At 76.8% G+C, this 17,436-nt stretch carries 15 protein-coding genes and 1 riboswitch; of the genes, 6 read left to right on the top strand and 9 right to left on the bottom strand.

Annotated elements, in window-relative coordinates:
- Positions 1 to 12: 12 nt before the first annotated feature.
- A complete protein-coding gene (locus VER05_RS00145; RefSeq protein ID WP_324843382.1) occupies positions 13 to 618 on the bottom strand; it encodes an HdeD family acid-resistance protein in 606 nt (201 codons plus the stop codon).
- A gap of 190 nt (positions 619 to 808) precedes the next feature.
- On the opposite strand from VER05_RS00145, the gene VER05_RS00140 reads away from it, so the two are divergent.
- Positions 809 to 3,376: a lysylphosphatidylglycerol synthase transmembrane domain-containing protein gene (locus VER05_RS00140; protein ID WP_324843381.1), complete on the top strand. Its 2,568-nt coding sequence runs from the start codon at positions 809 to 811 to the stop codon at positions 3,374 to 3,376.
- Between the two features lie 88 nt (positions 3,377 to 3,464).
- Here the strand turns inward: VER05_RS00140 and VER05_RS00135 are convergent, their stop codons facing one another.
- Together VER05_RS00135 and VER05_RS00130 are read right to left on the bottom strand one after the other, a co-directional pair.
- On the bottom strand, positions 3,465 to 3,635 hold the full coding sequence (locus tag VER05_RS00135) for a hypothetical protein (RefSeq protein WP_324843380.1): 171 nt from the start codon (positions 3,633 to 3,635) through the stop codon (positions 3,465 to 3,467).
- A gap of 13 nt (positions 3,636 to 3,648) precedes the next feature.
- Positions 3,649 to 3,724: riboswitch (cyclic di-GMP riboswitch) on the bottom strand.
- 171 nt (positions 3,725 to 3,895) lie between these two features.
- Positions 3,896 to 5,833, bottom strand: coding sequence for a penicillin-binding transpeptidase domain-containing protein (locus tag VER05_RS00130; protein WP_324843379.1), 1,938 nt, complete (start codon positions 5,831 to 5,833; stop codon positions 3,896 to 3,898).
- Positions 5,834 to 6,133: 300 nt separating this feature from the next.
- Here VER05_RS00130 and VER05_RS00125 point away from each other — a divergent pair, with 300 nt between their 5' ends.
- Positions 6,134 to 7,459, top strand: a complete 1,326-nt coding sequence (locus VER05_RS00125; RefSeq protein WP_324843378.1) for a hemolysin family protein — start codon at positions 6,134 to 6,136, stop codon at positions 7,457 to 7,459.
- 7 nt (positions 7,460 to 7,466) lie between these two features.
- Here the strand turns inward: VER05_RS00125 and VER05_RS00120 are convergent, their stop codons facing one another.
- Positions 7,467 to 8,069, bottom strand: coding sequence for a hypothetical protein (locus VER05_RS00120; RefSeq protein ID WP_324843377.1), 603 nt, complete (start codon positions 8,067 to 8,069; stop codon positions 7,467 to 7,469).
- Positions 8,070 to 8,325: 256 nt separating this feature from the next.
- Here VER05_RS00120 and VER05_RS00115 point away from each other — a divergent pair, with 256 nt between their 5' ends.
- The gene (locus VER05_RS00115) at positions 8,326 to 8,739 is read left to right on the top strand and encodes an ATP-binding protein (protein ID WP_324843376.1); all 414 of its coding nucleotides are present in this window, start codon (positions 8,326 to 8,328) and stop codon (positions 8,737 to 8,739) included.
- Positions 8,740 to 8,928: 189 nt separating this feature from the next.
- Positions 8,929 to 9,468: a potassium channel family protein gene (locus VER05_RS00110; RefSeq protein WP_324843375.1), complete on the top strand. Its 540-nt coding sequence runs from the start codon at positions 8,929 to 8,931 to the stop codon at positions 9,466 to 9,468.
- A gap of 13 nt (positions 9,469 to 9,481) precedes the next feature.
- Here VER05_RS00110 and VER05_RS00105 read toward each other — a convergent pair whose 3' ends face one another.
- Positions 9,482 to 9,946: an SHOCT domain-containing protein gene (locus tag VER05_RS00105; RefSeq protein WP_324843374.1), complete on the bottom strand. Its 465-nt coding sequence runs from the start codon at positions 9,944 to 9,946 to the stop codon at positions 9,482 to 9,484.
- A gap of 126 nt (positions 9,947 to 10,072) precedes the next feature.
- Here VER05_RS00105 and VER05_RS00100 point away from each other — a divergent pair, with 126 nt between their 5' ends.
- Positions 10,073 to 10,996, top strand: coding sequence for an NADP-dependent oxidoreductase (locus tag VER05_RS00100; RefSeq protein ID WP_324843373.1), 924 nt, complete (start codon positions 10,073 to 10,075; stop codon positions 10,994 to 10,996).
- Between the two features lie 133 nt (positions 10,997 to 11,129).
- On the opposite strand, the gene VER05_RS00095 is transcribed toward VER05_RS00100, so the two are convergent.
- The 4 genes from VER05_RS00095 to VER05_RS00080 are packed head-to-tail and all read right to left on the bottom strand — an operon-like array spanning position 11,130 to position 16,409.
- On the bottom strand, positions 11,130 to 12,785 hold the full coding sequence (locus VER05_RS00095) for an ABC transporter ATP-binding protein (RefSeq protein WP_324843372.1): 1,656 nt from the start codon (positions 12,783 to 12,785) through the stop codon (positions 11,130 to 11,132).
- Complete coding sequence (locus VER05_RS00090; RefSeq protein ID WP_324843371.1) at positions 12,782 to 13,702, bottom strand: ABC transporter permease; 921 nt, start codon at positions 13,700 to 13,702, stop codon at positions 12,782 to 12,784. The genes VER05_RS00095 and VER05_RS00090 overlap by 4 nt, the downstream gene beginning before the upstream one ends.
- Entirely contained in the window at positions 13,699 to 14,751 is a 1,053-nt protein-coding gene (locus VER05_RS00085; protein WP_324843370.1) for an ABC transporter permease, read from the bottom strand. The genes VER05_RS00090 and VER05_RS00085 overlap by 4 nt, the downstream gene beginning before the upstream one ends.
- A gap of 5 nt (positions 14,752 to 14,756) precedes the next feature.
- A complete protein-coding gene (locus VER05_RS00080) occupies positions 14,757 to 16,409 on the bottom strand; it encodes an ABC transporter substrate-binding protein (RefSeq protein WP_324843369.1) in 1,653 nt (550 codons plus the stop codon).
- 145 nt (positions 16,410 to 16,554) lie between these two features.
- Here VER05_RS00080 and VER05_RS00075 point away from each other — a divergent pair, with 145 nt between their 5' ends.
- Positions 16,555 to 17,148 carry a helix-turn-helix domain-containing protein gene (locus VER05_RS00075; RefSeq protein WP_324843368.1) on the top strand — a complete coding sequence of 198 codons (594 nt, stop codon included), beginning with the start codon at positions 16,555 to 16,557 and terminating at the stop codon, positions 17,146 to 17,148.
- Positions 17,149 to 17,436: the final 288 nt, after the last annotated feature.

The raw sequence follows: 17,436 nt of genomic DNA, 5'->3' as shown, positions 1-17,436 counted from the left end.
CGGGGCCCGCCGTCAGGAGAGCGGCGCCGACCCCGCCGAGCGGCCGTCCGCCGCGAGCTGCCGGCTCAGCGACCGGGTCGCGAAGCCGGAGACCAGCATCACGACGCCGGCGACGAACGCGAACAGCCCGTACACGGTGAGGATGACGTCCACGGTGCCCTGCGGCTTGATCGCCAGGAGCAGCCCGAACAGGAACCCGATCAGCCCGAAGACCAGCGTCCCGGACCACGCCAGGTCCCGCGCCCGGTACTGGGTGACGGCGACGACCACCGCGGTGACGCCCAGCACCAGCACCCAGAGCGCGAGCAGGTAGAACAGCACCAGCGCCGTGACGTCGGGCCACAGCATGATGAGCGCGCCGAACGCGATGCTGACCAGGCCCTCGGCGACGAGCCAGCCGAACCCCGGCCGCCCGCGCGCGAGCAGCGCCTGCATCAGCACGACCGCCCCGTCGACGACGGCGAACACGCCGAACACCCAGACGAGCGCGACCAGGGTGCCGAGCGGCTCCACCAGGAGCAGCAGGCCCAGCACGATCATCAGCACGCCCCGGAGCACCGGCAGCCACCAGACCGACCGCAGCACCGCCGCGACCCGGCCCTCCACGTCCTGAGCCACGCGCGCCTCCCGGTCCTCGAGGGTCGGGCCCGCCGCCCGTCCGGCGGCGTCCCTGCCGGTCACGCTAGCCCCCGGGGGTCATCCTCGCGACGGAGAGCGCGCCCGGGAGGCGTCATCCTCCAGGACGGATTCCGCGCGACGGGCGCGCACGCGCCACCCAGGACGACCCTCGCTGCCTAGACTCGCGACCATGCCCGACGCCTCGACCAGCGCGCCGGCGGCGCCCGGTCGACCCGACGGGCCCGCCGCGGCCGAGCGCACACCGGTGCCGCTCGACGGGCTCGGCCGCCCCCAGGTGCTCGACACCCCGGCGGTGCGGGTGCACCACCCGAGCGACCTGCTCGGCGTCGTGCTCAGCCTGCTCGGTGCCGTCGCCGTCATGGCGCTGGCGACCTACGCGCACAACACCACGTCCGGCGTCGCGGAGGACGTGCAGGGCTTCGCCTCGCTGCTCCGGCAGATCCTCGTCGTGCCGGTCACGCTGCTCGAGACCGTCGTCACCTACCTCGTGCCCATCGCCGTGCTGGCGGAGCTCGCCCTGCGCCGGCTGGGCCGGCAGATGGTCGAGGCCTCCATCGCCGCGATCGTCGCGGTGCTCGCCGCGGCGGGCGTCGCCTGGCTCGTCGACCACCTGGGGTCGGACCAGCTGGTCGCGGGCCTGTCGGTGCGCCTCAACGGCCAGCTGACGCTGTCCATCCCCGAGTACCTCGCGCTGATCGCGGGCCTGCTCACCGCGACCGGCCCGCGCAGCCGCCGGCGGACCGTCTCCTGGTCGTGGAACCTGGTCTGGGTCGCGGTCGGCGTCATGGTCATCACGGCGGGCGCGTCGCTGCCGGGCGTCGCCGTCGCGCTGCTGCTGGGGCGCGCGTCCGGCCTCGCCGTGCGGTACGTGTCGGGCGTCCGCTCGGAGCGCGCCTACGGCGCCAGCCTCGTCGCGGGCGTGCGACGGGCGGGCTGGCAGCCGCGGGTGCTGGTCCGGGTGCCCGACGAGGACGACGACGCGGCGGACGACGCCGACCACCGCCGCGCGGGGCTGGGGGCGCGGCCCGGCACCCCCGCCGTCCCCGCCAGCGCCGGTGCCCGCGCGGCCGTCCGGTACGCCGAGCACCGCGCCTACGAGATGGTCACCGAGGACGGCCGGGAGCTCGACGTGCTCGTGCTCGACGGCGACCGCCAGGTGATCGGCTTCCTCAGCCGGTTCTGGCGCTCGCTGCGGCTGCGCGGCCTGGACGGCCGGTCGGTCGTCTCGCTGCGCCAGGCCGCCGAGCGCGCCGCCCTGCTGTCGTACACCGCGACCGCCGCGGGCGTCCGCAACCCCGCGCTGCGCGGGATCGCGGAGGCCGACTCGTCGATGCTGCTGGTCCAGGACCCCGTGCCGGCGGCCACGTCGCTCGCCGAGCTCGACCCCGAGGCCATCACGGACGACGTGCTCCGCGCGATCTGGGGCCAGCTCGGCACGGCGCACGAGGCGGGGCTCGCGCACCGCGCGCTGACCAGCGACGTGATCCTGGTCGCCGACGGCCCGGACGACCCCACGGTCTGGCTGGTCGGCTGGGACCAGGGCGACGTCGCCTCCTCGGAGCTCGCGCAGCGCATGGACCGGACGCAGATGGTCGCGCTGCTCGCGCTCCGCGTGGGGCCCGCCCGCGCCCTGGAGTCGGCCGTCGCGGTGCTGCCGGAGGGCGACATCGCCGCGATCGGCCCGCTGCTCCAGACCATCACCCTCCCCCGCCGCACCCGCGAGGAGCTGCGCGCGCACAAGGAGGTGCTCGCCGAGCTCCGGTCCGCGCTGGTGGCGCGGCTGCCCGAGGCCGACGTCGAGCCGGTGCAGCTGGTCCGGTTCGGCGCGCGCGCCGTGCTGACCATCCTGCTCACCACCGCCGCCGTCATCATCCTGCTGACGTCGATCAACCTGCAGACCATCCTCAGCGCGCTGTCGACGACGGACTGGCGGCTGAGCGTGCTGGCGTTCCTGCTCGGCATGGCGACGCTGTTCGGGGCGGCGCTGTCGCTGGTCGCGTTCTCCCCCGTGAAGCTGTCGCTGTGGCGCGCGACGGTCGCGCAGTCGGCGTCGACGTTCGTGGCGCTGGCCGCGCCGGCCGGCATCGGCCCGGCGGCGATCAACCTCCGGCTGCTCACCCGCCGCGGCACCTCCGCGTCGCTGGCGACGGCCACCGTCGCGCTGGTCCAGGTGTCGCACTTCGTCGTGACGCTGCCGATGCTGCTGGTGCTGTCGGTCGCGTCCGGCACGAACCAGCTCGAGCGGTTCACGGTGTCCCCGACCGTCGTCGTGGTGGTCGGCGTGCTCGCGGCGATGATCGGCGCCGCGATGCTGATCCCGAAGGTGCGGCAGTGGGTGGCCGCGAAGACGCTGCCGACCGTGCAGCAGACCTGGCCGCGGCTCATCGAGGTGGTCGGGCAGCCGTTCCGGCTCGCGGTCGGCCTCGCGGGCAACCTCATCACGACGTTCGGCTACATCCTCGCATTCGAGGTGTGCCTGCTGGCGTTCGGCCAGCACCTGTCGCTGGTGCAGGTCGCGATCGTCTACCTGGCGGGCAACACGGCCGGCTCGATCGCCCCGACGCCGGGCGGCATCGGGACGACCGAGATCGCGCTCGCGGGCGCGCTCACGGTGATCGGCGTGAACCCCGGCGTCGCGACCTCGGTCGCCGTGCTGTTCCGCGTCCTCACGTACTGGCTGCGCATCCCGGTCGGCTGGGCCGCGATGCGCTACATGCAGCGCGTCGGCGAGCTCTGACGCGGGCCGCGGCCGGCACGCCGGGCGCGGGCGCCCGGGCCCGGGCACGCCGACGGGCGCCCGGCGCAGGCGCCCGGGGGGCGTGCGGTCAGGAGGCGGAGGTGCACTCGCGCTGCGCGGGGACCAGGTCGCCGTGCGTCGCGAGGGTCGCCGCGATGCGGGACCAGGACGAGAGGCGGGTCGCGCTGCGCCCCGTCACGTCGGAGCGGAGGTCCGAGCGGTCGCGCTCGGCCGGCTCGAAGAAGCCGCGCTGTTCCATGGGAGATCCTTCGTTCGGCAGCCCGGCTGACCTGCGGGGGTCCCGTGGCTTTGCGTCCCCTCCTCGCGGAGGGTTTGCCCTTGTCGCTGACAGCCCGACTGTAGGCCCGGCGCCGGGCGCAGCGGAAGGGGGCGGACGGGAAACTTCATCCCAGAACACCCATTTCACCCACTCGGGCCATAGCGGACAAAACGCACCGGCGACGGGGTCGGCGCGCGCCGGCCGCGTCGCTCCCGTGGACCCGCAGGTCAGGGCCCGGATCAGGCCGCCGGCACCGCCACCGCGCGGAGGAACGCCTCGAGGAGCGGGCCCGACGTCGTCGAGCCGAAGTCGCCGGTCTCGACGAACACCGCGACCGCGAGGTCACCCTGCGCCGCGATCATCCACGCGTGGTTCTGCAGGTCGTCGCCCGACCCGTACTGCGCCGTGCCGGACTTCGCGATCACCTCGGGGCCCGGCACGTCCTGCAGGAAGTCGCCACCGCCCTCGGTCACGACGGCCCGCATCATCGAGCGCAGCGCGTCGGCCTCGCCGGTGGTCAGCGGCTGCGCCGGGTCCGGCGCCGGGGTGGCGGTCTCCCCCGCGGTGCCGAGCAGCAGCCGCGGGGTGACCCGCGCGCCCGCGGCCACCGAGGCCGCGACCGTCGCCATGCCGAGCGGCGTCGCCTGCACCCGGGCCTGGCCGATCATCGACGCGGCGTGGTCGGTGCCGCCGGTCGCCTCGGCCGGCACCTCGCCGAGCGTCGCCGCGAAGCCGAGGTCCGCGCCGGCGACCAGGCCGAGCGAGGCCGCGGCGTCGGCCAGCGCCTCCTGCGGCGCGGTGCCCGCCGCGGTGAGGAACGCGGTGTTGCACGACTCGGCGACCGCGGTGCGCAGCGTGATGTCGCCGAGCGCGTCGGCCGGGTACCCCGGGTAGTTCTGGAACGACCGGCCGTCCACGGTGGCGGTCTCCGGGCAGGTGACGGTGCTGTCCGGGGTCAGCCCCGCGCGCAGCAGCGCGAGCGACGACGCGACCTTGAACGTCGACCCGGGGGCGTACAGGCCGAGCGTGGCCGTCGACATGCCGCCGCCGCCCGGCCCGCTCGCCGCCGCGAGGACGTCGCCGGTGGACGGCCGGATCGCGACGATCGCGCTCGCGCTGCCGGTGACCGTGGCGACGAGGTCCTCGGCGGCCTGCTGCACCGCCGGGTCGATGGTCGTGCGCAGCGGCTCCCCCACCTGCGGTTCCACGTGGAACAGCTGCCGCTCCTGCGCGCCGCCGGCCGTCGCGACCACCGTCAGCCCGGGCTCGCCGCGCAGCTGCGCGTCGAACTGCGCCTGCAGGCCGCTCAGGCCCGCCAGGTCGCCGGCGACGACCGCGCCGTCCGAGTCCTCGACGACCTCCGCCGTCGCCTGGCCGACCGTGCCGAGCACCGGGCGGGCGAAGGCGCGGTTCGGCGCCAGCGGCAGCGCGGTCTCGATCATGTTCACGCCCGGCAGCACCGCGAGCGCGCCGCGGTCGTACGCCGGGTCGTCCGCGCGCACGACGATCGCCTCGACGAACGCCTTCTCGCCTGCCGCCGCGACCTGGGCCGCGTAGGCCTCGGCGTCCAGGCCGAGGGCCGCCGCGAGCTCGCGCGCCGCCCCGTCCGCCTGCTCCGCCGGGATCCGGGTCTTGTCGATGCCGATCCGGAACACCGGCCGGGACTCCACCAGCACCGCGTCCCCGGCGCCGAGGACGTCCGCGCGCTCGGCCTGCACCCGGTGCACCTGGAGCGTCTCGCCGGCCGCCAGGTCCGGCGCCAGCAGCATCGTCGACCAGCGGGCCCGCCACTCGTCGTCCACCTTCGCCAGGTTCGCGTGCGTGGTGTACGTCCACGCCGCGGCGCTGCTGCCGACGTCCCAGGTGAAGGTCAGCTCGACCGACGCCGCCGCGTCGTCGTCCGCCGCGGCCACGACGTCACCGGCCGCCACCTCGGGCTGCCACGGGTCGAGGGCCGCGTAGGCGGCGGTGCGCGCCTCGCCCGCCTCGGCGGCGGTGGCGCCGTCCAGGGGGACGTCCGCGAAGTCGCCCGACGCGAGGGCGTCGGCGAGGGCGTCGGCGGTCCGCTGCCGGTCGTCGCCCCCGCCCGAGCACGCGGCGAGCACGCCGACCAGCGCGAGCACGACGCCGACCGCGACCCCGCGCCGCGCGGCTCCCCGACCCCCTGCGACCCGCACCGACCTCACACGCCTCACCCCGTCGTCCCGCTGCCTCCCGGGGCGACGCGCCGCCGGCACGGTCAGCCTAGGGACCGCGCCCGACACGCACGGGCCGTTCCGGGCGGTGATCGCCGGGACGTGCTGTGCGCGTCCTGTGTGCGCGGAGCCCGGCGCGCCTGCGGTTGACGATCGCCCCCGGCGCCCCTGGAATGGTGCGATGTCGCCTCCTGACCAGCCCTGCAGTCCCGTGCGGCGAGCCCGCACCACCCCGCGCACCGGCCCGGCGGCCCGCGCCGACCGCACGGGGGCTCGCCGCTGATGGACTCCGAGACCTGGGGCAACATCGCCCTCGTCCTGCTCTTCATCCTGATCGGCGGGGTGTTCGCCGGGACGGAGATCGCGCTCGTCTCGCTCCGGGAGAGCCAGATCAACCGCCTCGAGCGGCAGAGCGCCCGCGGCGCGCGCGTCGCCTCCGTGGCCCGCGACCCGAACCGGTTCCTCGCGGCCGTGCAGATCGGCGTCACCGTCGCCGGCTTCTTCTCCGCCGCGTACGGCGCGTCGACGATCGCGCCCGACTTCGCGCCCGTCTTCGAGGCGCTCGGCGCCTCGGAGGCGCTGTCCCGCACCATCGCCCTGGTGGTGCTGACGCTCGTCATCGCGTACCTGTCGCTGGTGCTGGGCGAGCTCGTCCCCAAGCGCATCGCCCTGCAGCAGTCCGGCCGGGTGGCCCTGGCCGTCGCGCCGCCGCTCGACCGGTTCGCGACGCTCATGCGCCCGGTGATCTGGCTGCTGTCGACGTCGACCAACCTGCTCGTCCGGCTGTTCGGCGGGGACCCGCACGCGACCAGCGAGGAGATGTCGGAGGCCGAGCTCCGGGACCTGGTCATCGCGCACCAGGGCCTGCCCGAGGACGAGCGGCGGATCCTCGGCGACGTGTTCGCCGCGACCGACCGCTCGGTGGCGGAGGTGATGCGCCCGCGGCCCGAGGTGCACTTCCTGGAGGCCGACCTCGCGCTCGCCGACGCGCTCGACCGGGTCCGCGACCAGCCCTGGTCCCGGTACCCCGTCATCGGCGAGGACTTCGACGACGTGCTGGGCTTCCTGCACATCCGCGAGCTGCTGGAGGCGACCGACCGCACGGGCGTCCGGGTCCGGGACGTCATGCGCGAGATCGTCGTGCTGCCCGGCACCAACAAGCTGCTGCCGTCGCTGTCCTCGATGCGCCGCGAGGGCGTGCACATCGCGGTCGTCGTCGACGAGTACGGCGGCACCGACGGCATCGTCACGCTCGAGGACCTGGTCGAGGAGCTCGTCGGCGACATCCGCGACGAGTACGACATGCCCGGGTCCTCCGGCGCCGAGGCCCGCGAGGGCGCGCCCGGCTCCTACGACGCGGGCATCACCATCGAGGAGTTCACCGAGCTCACCGGGGTGCCGCTCGCCGACGGGCCGTACGAGACCGTCGCGGGGTTCGTGATCGCCCAGCTCGGGCGGCTCGGCGAGGTCGGCGACGCGGTCGACGTCGACGGGCACCGGGTCGAGGTCACGGCCGTCGACGGCCGGCGCATCGCGCGGGTGCGGGTCGTGCCGCCGCCGGAGGAGCCGGCGGCGGCGGGCCCCGGGTCCGCGGCGGACCCGGGCTGACGACGGCTCAGGCGGTGGTGTCGATGAGCAGGCCGCCGGTGACCGCGCCGGACAGGTCCGACGCGGAGACGCCGGCGTCGGCGAGCAGGTCCGTGAGCGAGGCGCCGCCGTAGAGCCGGTCCAGCAGGGCGGGCGCGTCGGTGCCCAGCAGCGACGCCACCGCGTCCAGCGCCTCGGACTGGTCGGCGGTCAGCGCCTCGCCCCACACGCCCGACGACCCGCCGGGCGGCGGTCCGGCGGGGCCCGCCGTCCCGGCCGTGTCGACGAGCTCGCCGATCATGTCCTCGACGCCGTCCATCGCCTGCAGGTCGGCGGGCGCGTCGGCGACCAGGGCCGCGACCAGGTCGTCCCGGCTGACGCCCTGCTCCTCGGCGAGGTCCGCGAGGCTCGCGCCGTCCTGGAGCGCCTCGACGACCTCGTCGGTGGACAGGCCGAGCGCCTCCGCGGCGGCCTCGACGTGGCCGGGGACGCGGGACGTGGCGGTGCCGTCGACGGCCCCCGCGGGCGGGGCGGGCGGGGCGGCCCGGGACGCCGACGTGCCGGTGCTGCCGGACCGGGCGGCGAGCAGCGCGGTGAGGGCGGACGACGTGCTGACGGCGTCGACGCTCATGGTGACCTCCTCCTGCGCGGCGGACCGTCCGCCGCACGCCCGCCCCATCGGCCCCGCGGGGCGCGCGTGCAGCGTCCGCGCGCGACCGACAGGTGATCGACAGGTGGTCGACAGGTCCGGCACAGGAAACGGGCCGGACCTGTGCGGACGCCGTGCGGCGCGGCGCCCCCCGGGCGCTCGGGATGCGCGCGCGCCCCGCCTGGCCCACCCTGGTCCCCAGCCAGCCGGGACCAGGCTCGAGAAGGAGGGAGCGCGCGTGGGCCACCGACCGCACCGCCTCGTCCTCGACCCCGAGCCCGGGTCCGTCGCCGCCGGCCGGCGCTGGGCCGCCCACGAGGCCGAGCTCGGGCACGCCACCGCCGAGGCGGCGCGGACCGTCGAGCTGCTGACCAGCGAGATCCTCACCAACGCCGTCGTGCACACCCGCGCGCACCGGCACATCGCGCTCACCGCCGAGTGCCACGACGACTGCGTCCGGGTCGAGGTCACCGACCCCGACCCCACGCTCCCCCTGGTGAAGCCGGGGAACGCCCGCCGGATCGGCGGCCACGGCATGCGGCTGGTCGACGCGCTCGCCACCGCGTGGGGCATCGAGCTGCACCCCGGGCGCGGCAAGACCGTCTGGTTCGAGACCGGCACGGGCGCCCGCGGGCACGGGCTCACCGCCTGACGGTCGCGCGGGAGGCTCGGGCCGGGGCGACACCGCCCGCAGCGGGCGATGCCGCGGGCGCGGGCACGCCGCCACGATGGCCGGATGGAGGCGCAGCCGGCCACGCCCGCACCGTCCGCACCGCGACCCGGGCCGCACGACGCCCGGCGTCCGTCGGGGCGCCGCGCCCGGTTGCGCACCGCGCTGCGCATGGTCGGCAGCACGGCGCTGATCGTCGGCCTGTACCTCGGCCGCCCGCTCGACCGCGCGACCCCGGCGACGCTCGTGCTGCTCGTGGCGGGCCTGACGCTGCTCGTCGCGCTGCTGGGCTGGCAGATCCGCAGCGTGGTCCGGTCGCCGTACCCGGTGCTCCGCGCGATCGAGGCCTTCGTGACCGCGACCGTGCTCTTCGTCGTGCTGTTCGCCGCCGGGTACACGTCGCTCTCCGACGCGACGCCCGGGGCGTTCACCGAGCCGGTCGACCGCCTGGACGCCATCTACTTCACGATGACCGTGCTGGCGACGGTCGGGTTCGGCGACATCACCCCGGTCACCGGGCCCGCCCGGGTCGTGGTGACCCTGCAGATGATCTGCGGGTTCGCGTTCGCGGCGCTGGTGGGGCGGGAGTTCCTGGCCGCGGTGCGCCGGGCGCAGGACGGGGACGAGGGCGGCGGGGGCGCGAGCGCGGGCGGCGGGGGCGCGGGGGGCGGCGCCCGACCCCCCGCCGCGCCGCCCGCCGCCGGCCGCTGACCCGGCCCCGCCGTCAGGCGGGCGCCCGGTGCGCGCCGGCCCCGTCCGCCCCGGCGCCCGCGACCCGCACCTGCCCCAGCGCGTGGTCCTTGAGCGCGGCGAACTCCTCCGCGCTGATCGCGCCCTCGTCCAGCAGCGCCTTGGCCTGCGCGATCTGCTGCCCGGGCGACCCCGACCCGGCGACGTCCCGGATGTACGCGTCGCCCGCCTTCCGCGCCGCGACCGCGGACCGGGCACTGCGCTCGGCCATCCCGCGGCCGCGCGCGATCAGGTACACCAGCGCGGTCACGAACGGCAGCACCAGCAGGAAGATCAGCCACACCGCCTTCCACCACCCGCTGAGATCGCGGTCACGGAACAGGTCCGTGATGATCGCGAACAGGGCGAACAGGTAGGCGATGAACACGAACGCCCAGACGAACCACCAGATGATGTCCCAGAAGTCGGACCAGAACTCCACCGCCACCACGCTCCTCACGCCGTCAGGATCTCCGCGCTCCCGACGCTAGGACGGGCGCCCCCGGCCCGGACCACCCGGTCGGGATGAGCCGTGAGCCGCGCCACCACCCGGAATGCCGCGGCGCGGCGGCGGGTTCGCACCGGTATGAGAGCTGTCGTGTACGAGGAGTTCGGCGGGGCCGACGTGCTCCGGGTCGTCGACCGTCCGGAGCCGCACATCGGCGCGGACACGGTCGTGGTCGAGGTGGCCGCCGCGGGCCTGAACCCGGTGGACTACCACCTGCGCGCGGGCCACCTGCAGGGCCTGATGGACACCCGCTTCCCGGCCGTGCCGGGCTGGGACGTCGCCGGGACCGTCGTGAAGGTCGGCCTGGACACCCCCGAGTTCGAGGTCGGCGACGAGGTGCTCGCCTACGCCCGCAAGGACGTGGTGCAGGACGGCACGCTCGCCGAGTACGTGTCCGTGCCGGTGCGCACCGCCGCGAAGAAGCCCGCGGGGCTGCCGTTCGACCAGGCCGCCGGGCTGCCGCTCGCCGGCCTCACCGCGCTGCAGAGCATCCGGCGCGCGGGCGTGGCCGAGGGGTCGACCGTGCTGGTGCACGCCGCGGCCGGCGGCGTCGGCTCGATCGCGGTGCAGCTCGCCGTGCACGCGGGCGCGCGGGTCGTCGGCACGGCCTCCGAGCGCAACCACGACTACCTGCGCTCGCTCGGCGCCGAGCCGGTCGCGTACGGCGACGGCCTGGTCGAGGCCGCGCGCGCCGCCGCGCCGGAGGGGTTCGACGTGGTGCTGGACTACGTCGGCGGCCAGGCGATCGAGACCGCGCCCGCGCTGCTGCGCCCCGGCGGCACGATCGCGTCGATCACGGACGCCCGGGCCCGGGACGAGCTCGGCGGGCAGTACGTGTGGGTCCGCCCGGACAGCGCCGACCTGGCGCACCTGGCCGACCTCGCGGCGCGCGGCGTCGTGCGCGTCGAGGTCGCGGCGACGTACCCGCTCGAGGAGGCCGCCGAGGCGTACCGCGCCCTGGAGACGGGCCACACACGCGGCAAGATCGTCGTCACCGTCTGACGCCGCGCCGCCCGCGCGCCGCCTGACCCGCCCGCGCGCCGCCTGACCCGCCGAGATAGGGCCTCCCGCGCGAGATAGCCGACCACGGTCCTATCTCGGCGGGAGTGGTGGAACGGCTGGACCGGCGCGCGTCTCAGACCGCGCGGGCCGCCAGGAGGTCGCGGGTGACCGGGTGGGCCGGGGCGCCGAAGACGTCCGGCACCGGCCCCTGCTCGACCACCCGGCCGGCGCTCATCACCAGCACCCGGTCGCACACCCGCCGGATCACGCCGAGGTCGTGCGACACGAGCACCATCGCCACGCCGGTGTCCCGGCGCAGCTCGACCAGCAGGTCGAGGATCGCCGCCTGCACCTGCACGTCGAGCGCCGACACCGGCTCGTCCAGCAGCAGCACCCGGGGCCCCGACGCGAGCGCCCGCGCGATCGCCACCCGCTGCCGCTGCCCCCCGGACAGCGTGCGGGGCCGGCGGTCGAGCACCTCGGGGGGCAGGTGCACCCGCGCGAGCAGCGCGGCGGCCGCGGGGTCCCGGTCGGCCCGCGCCGGCGGCCGCGGACCCGTCGCGAGCGCGGCCCGCAGCACCGCCCGCACCGTCAGCCGCGGGTCGACCGTCCCCAGCGGGTCCTGCGGCACCAGCCGCACGCCCGACCGCAGCGCGCGCCGGTCGCGCTCGGGCATCCCCGACCACGGCCGGCCGTCCAGCAGCACCTCGCCCGCGTCGGGGGCGTCGGCGGCGAGCAGCAGCCGGGCGAGCGTCGTCTTGCCCGACCCGGACTCCCCCACCAGGCCCACGGCCTCGCCCGCGCGCACCGCGACGTCCACGCCGTCGACCGCGGTCACCGCGCCGCCGCCCGGCAGCGGGAACGCCCGGAGCAGCCCACGGCCCTCGAGCAGCGGCGCCCCCGCCTCCGGCACCGCGCCCGGCCCGTCGCCGAGCCTGGCCGCGTCGACCAGCTCGCGGGTGTACGCCTCGCGGGGCGCGCCGAGCACGGCGGCCGTCGGCCCCTGCTCCACGACCCGCCCGTCCCGCAGTACCACGACCCGGTCCGCGACCCGCGCCACCGCGCCGAGGTCGTGCGTGACCAGCACGACCGCCGTGCCCGCGTCGCGCAGGTCTCCGAGCAGCGCGAGCACCCGGGCCGCGACCGTGGCGTCGAGCGCCGTCGTGGGCTCGTCGGCGACCAGCAGGGGCGGCCGCGCGACCACCGCGGACGCGATCAGCGCGCGCTGCCGCATGCCGCCGGACAGCTCGCCGGGCCGCTGCCGCGCGCGCAGCGCGGGGTCGGGCAGGCCGGCCTCGTCCAGCGCGGCGATCACGCGCTCGGCGCGCTCGACCCGGGAGACCCGCGGCGCCCCCGCTTCCCTCGGCCGGCCCACCGCGAGCGCCTCGCCCACCTCGGCCCCGACCGTGCGCAGCGGGTCCAGGGAGCCCAGCGCGTCCTGCAGCACCAGGCCGACGTCCCGCCCGCGCGCCGCGCGCCAGTCCCGCTCCGAGAAGCGCAGCGCGTCCCGCCCCAGCAGGGTCAGCCGGTCGGCCCGGACGTCCGCGCGCGCCCCCTCGCCCGCCAGGCCGACGAGCGTCCGCGCCAGCACCGACTTGCCCGCGCCGGACCCGCCGACGACCGCGACGCACTCCCCCGCGGCCACCCGCAGGTCGACGCCGTGCAGCACCTCGCCGCCGCGCGGGAACCCGACGCGCAGCCCGGCGACGTCGAGCACCGGCGCCCCGCCGGCCACCCCGGCCGCGTCGGCCCCGCCGGCCACCCCGGCCGCCCCCGCCCGGCCCGTCACGACGCCACCGCCCCGACCCGCCGGCCGAGCACCGTGAGCGCCGCCGCCGTCACCGTGATCGCCAGCCCGGGGAACACCGTCAGCCACCACGCCGTGTCGATGTACACCCGCCCGGCGTTCAGCATCGCGCCCCACTCCGGCGACGGCGGCAACGTCCCCAGCCCGAGGAAGCTCAGCGCGCACACCCACACCACGGCCTGCCCGATGCCGAGGGTCGCGACCGAGACCAGCGGCCACAGCGTGTTCGGCACCACGTGCCGGCGCAGCACGGTCAGCGGCGGGTGCCCCTCGAGCCGCGCCGCCTCCACGTACCCGCTGGTCGCCACCGACCGCACCCGCGCGCGCAGCATCCGCGCGTAGCCGGGCGCCGTCGCCGCGCCGACCGCCAGCACCGACGCCTCGACGCCCGCCCCGAGCACCGCGACCAGCAGCAGCGCGAGCACCAGGGTCGGCAGGGCGAACAGCATCTCGAGCACCCGCCCGATCGCGGCGTCCAGCCAGCGCGGCCCGAGCCCCGCGGCGAACCCGAGCACCAGCCCCGCGCCCACGCCGATCGCCGTCGCCGCCGCGCCGATCCCGAGCGACGCCGCCGCGCCGTGCACGACGCGGGTGTAGACGTCGCGGCCGGACTCGTCGGTGCCGAACCAGTGGCCGGGCTCCGGGGCGGTGAACGCCGCGCGCGCGTCGATGGCGTTCGGGTCGCCGGGCGCGAGCACGTCGGGCCACAGCACCGCGACCGCCATCCACAGCACCGCGAGCGCCGCGAGGACGCCGGGCACCCCGAGCCCGCGCACGACCCGGCCGCCCGCCGCCGCGACCCGCGCGCCGGCGCCCCGGGACCGCGCCGCGCCGCCCGGGCCGCGCCCGCCGCGCCCGCCGCCCGCCGCGCCCCGGCGCTCCGCCGCCACGGCCGTCACCCGAGCACCGCCGGCTCTCCCGCGCGCGCGGCCGGTGCCGCCCCGCCCGGCGCCCCGGGCACCTCGACGGCGCCGCGCAGCCGCGGGTCGAGCAGCCGCTCGGCCACGTCGACGAGCAGCATCACCAGGACGTACGCCAGCGCGACGACCACCACGGCGCCGACGACCACCGGCACGTCGCGCTGCATCGTGGCGTCGAGCAGCAGCCGCCCGAGCCCGGGCCGGCCGAACAGCGTCTCGACGACCACGGCCCCGCTGAGCAGGGAGCCGAACGCCCACCCCGACAGCGACACCGCGGGCAGCACGCCGTGCCGCAGCGTGTGCCGCCAGAGCACCCGCACCGGCGACGCCCCACGGGCCCGCGCGCTGGTCGCGAACGGCGCCACAGCGGCCTCCTCGAGCGAGTCGCGCATGACCTGCCCGAGGAACCCGGCGACCGGGATCGCGAGCGTCACCGTCGGCAGCACCAGGCCCGCCGGGTCGGTGCCGCTGCTCGTGGCGGGGAACCAGCCGAGGGTCGACGAGAAGACGACGATCAGCACCGCGCCGAGCCAGAAGTGCGGCAGCACCGCCGCCACGACCTCGGCCCCGCGCAGCGCCGCCGCGCACGCCCGGCCGACCGGCCCGGTCGCCCGCACCGCCAGCGTCGCCACCGCGAGCGCCAGCACCCACGCCAGGACGAGGGACAGCACGGCGAGCAGCATCGTCCCGGGCAGCTGCTCGGCGAGCAGGTCCGACACCGGCACCCGGCGCGCGTACGAGTCGCCGAGGTCGAACGTCGCCACCCGCCACAGCTGCACCAGGTACTGCACCACCAGCGGCTGGTCGAGCCCGTACTGCGCCCGCGCGGCCGCGACCGCGTCCGGCCCCGCCTGGGAGCCGGGCCCGCCGAGGATCGCCTCGGTCGGGTCGCCGCCGGCCGCCCGGAGCGCGAAGAACACGACCGTCGCGACCACCCAGGCCACGAGGGCGGCCGCGCCGACGCGCGCCAGCAGCCACCGCAGCCACGGGCGGCGGACCGCCCGGGCCGCGGCGGCGACGGCGCGCACGGCGGTCAGGACCCGAGTCGGGCGTCGAGGAACGTCGGCGTGGACACGGTGTCCAGCGTCCGCATCCCCGTGACGCCGCGGGTGAGGAAGTGGTTCTGCTGGTCGTAGAGCGGGAGGATGTAGTAGCCCTCCAGCACGATCTGCTGCGCCTGCTGGTACAGGTCGGCGCGCTCGGCGTCGTCGGCCGTCGCTGACGCGCGGTCCAGCAGGTCGTCCAGCGCGGGGTCCTGCACCTGCGCGTGGTTGGCGAAGTAGCCGCTCGGCGCCGGGACGGTGCCGTCCGAGTGGTAGAGGATCCGCAGCACGTCCGGGCCGACCTTCGTGTACGGCGCGGACACGGCCTCGTACTCGTTCGCGCCGAGCGCGGCGTACCAGGCGGACAGGTCGGACGGCGTCAGCACGACCTCGAACCCGACCGCCTTGGCGTTCGCCTGGATCTGCTCGAACAGCGACTGCTCGGCCGCGACCGACTGGTTGGTGCTGACCGGGAACCGCACGGTCAGGCGCTGGCCGTCCCTGGTGCGGTAGCCCTCGTCGTCGGTGCCGGTCCAGCCGGCCTCGTCCAGCAGCTGCTCGGCGCGGTCGGTGTCCGTCGTGAACAGGTCCTCGTCGCCGTACGCGGTGGGCTCGACGCTCGACAGCGGGGAGTACGACCGGGTCGCGGTGCCGGCGAACAGGGTCTCGATGCCCGGGTCCGGGTCGGCCGCGCGGACGAACGCCTCGCGCACCCGCACGTCGTCGAACGGCGGCTGCGCGCTGTTCAGCTCGATGCGGTTGGACGAGCCGGGCCGCGGGGCGTCGACGTGCGTGATGTCGCCGCCGGCGTCGGCCTGGGCGATCGCGTCGGGCTGCGGGTTGTCGATCACCTGCACCTCGCCGGACCGCAGCGCCGCGTAGCGGGTGGCCGCGTCCGGGATGAACCGCCAGACGATCTCGTCCAGGTACGCGGGGCCGTCGTGCTCGGCCTGCGGGTCCAGCGGCACGTACTCGTCGTTGCGCACCAGCGTCACCTGCTGCTGCGGCACCCACTCGTCCACGACGAACGGCCCCGTGCCGACCGGGGCGGCGCAGTTCTCGTCCGTGCCGCGCTCGATGCCCGCGGGCGACTCCATCGCGGTCCACTGCTGGCTCAGCGACTCCAGCAGCGCGGAGTCCGGCTCGGTCAGGTGGAACCGGGCGTGGGTCGCGTCCACGACCTCGACCGACTCGACCTTCTGCACCGCGAGGTAGCCGGTCGACGACCCGGTGTCGGGGTCCTGCAGGTGCTCGATGTTCGCCTTGACCGCCGCGGCGTCGAACGGCGTGCCGTCGGTGAACGTCACGTCGTCGACGAGCGTGAAGTCCCAGGTCAGCAGGTCGTCGCTGACAGACCACTCGCTGGCCAGCCACGGGAGGATCGTGCCGTCCGCGTCCCGGCCGACCAGCGGCTCCAGGTACTGCGTGCTGATCAGCGCCTGCGGGTAGTTGCCGCCGACGTGCGGGTCGAGGCAGGTGGGCTCGGCGTCGCCGGTCGCGTAGACCAGCGTGCCGCCGTCCCGGGGGGACGCGGCGTCGTCGGCGTCCCCGCCGGAGCCGGTGCAGGCCGCGAGGGCCAGGGCGGCGACGGCGGCCAGCGCGGCGCCGGTGCGCGCGCGGGCGGGACGGAGGGCGTGGGGCACGGGTCCACCTCGGGCGTCGGGGGTCCGGCCGCGGCTCGTCCGCCGACCGGTTTGTTGCACTGCGTCCAACAATAGGCGCAGGTGCCGCGCGCATCCCGCCCCGCCGGCTGTGATCCCGGTCCCACGGCCCGCCTAGCATGGGCGCGTGCCCCGCCCCGCCGCCCCCCGCAGGTCCGGGCGCCCGCACGCCTCCTCGCGGGCGATGCTGGAGGAGGCGGCGGGCGAGCTGTTCCTCGAGCGCGGGTACGCGACCACCTCGGTCGCCGACATCACCCAGCGCGCCGGCGTCTCCCGCAGCACGTTCTTCAACTACTTCACCGCGAAGTCCGACCTGCTGTGGGCGGCGTTCGACGAGCGGGTCGAGGCGCTGCGCGCGTCGCTCGCCGACGCAGGGACGGGAGCGACGCCGGGCGCGGTCGTCGAGGCGGCCCTGCAGGACCTCGCCGCCCGGCTCCCCGCCGAGCACGTCGCCCTCGCCTTCACCCAGGCCGACACCATGGGCCTCGGCGAGGACCTCCGGCTGGCGACCGCGCGGCGCACCGCGGACCTCGGCGCCGCGATCGCGGCCTACGCCGCCGGGCGCGGGGTCGAGCCGCTGCACGCGCGGGTCGCCGGAGCGGCCTGGGCGGGCGCGCTGGTGGCGGCGGTGGAGGCGTGGGCGCTGGCGGGCGCCTCGCGGACGCGGCTGCCGGACCTGCTGGACCGGGCGCTGACCCCGGTGCGCGGCGCGCTGGCCTGAGACCCCGGCCCCGGCGGCGCGAGACCCGAGCGCCCACACCGTCCGGAGGGGTCTCGGGTCCACTTCCCGCCGCTAGTGCGACGAGCTGGCCCCAGGCTAGCGGCGCGTCCACGGCCGCCTCAAGACCGATCCGCTCGTCAGGGGGAAGCGCCGCGCGCCGGGACCTCGGCATGTGGCCACCTCTCACCCGGTGTTCCTAGGATCGACCCCATGAGCGACACCGGACTGCGGCAGGCCCAGGACAAGATGGCGGCGGCCGGGGTGGCCCCGACCGCCATCGACGTCTTC

The organism is Cellulomonas sp. (genome assembly GCF_035634735.1).
In the GTDB taxonomy this organism is placed as follows: Bacteria; Actinomycetota; Actinomycetes; order Actinomycetales; family Cellulomonadaceae; genus Cellulomonas.
Note: the sequence above shows the minus strand (reverse complement) of the source record. Positions and strands in the feature narration are given on the sequence as shown.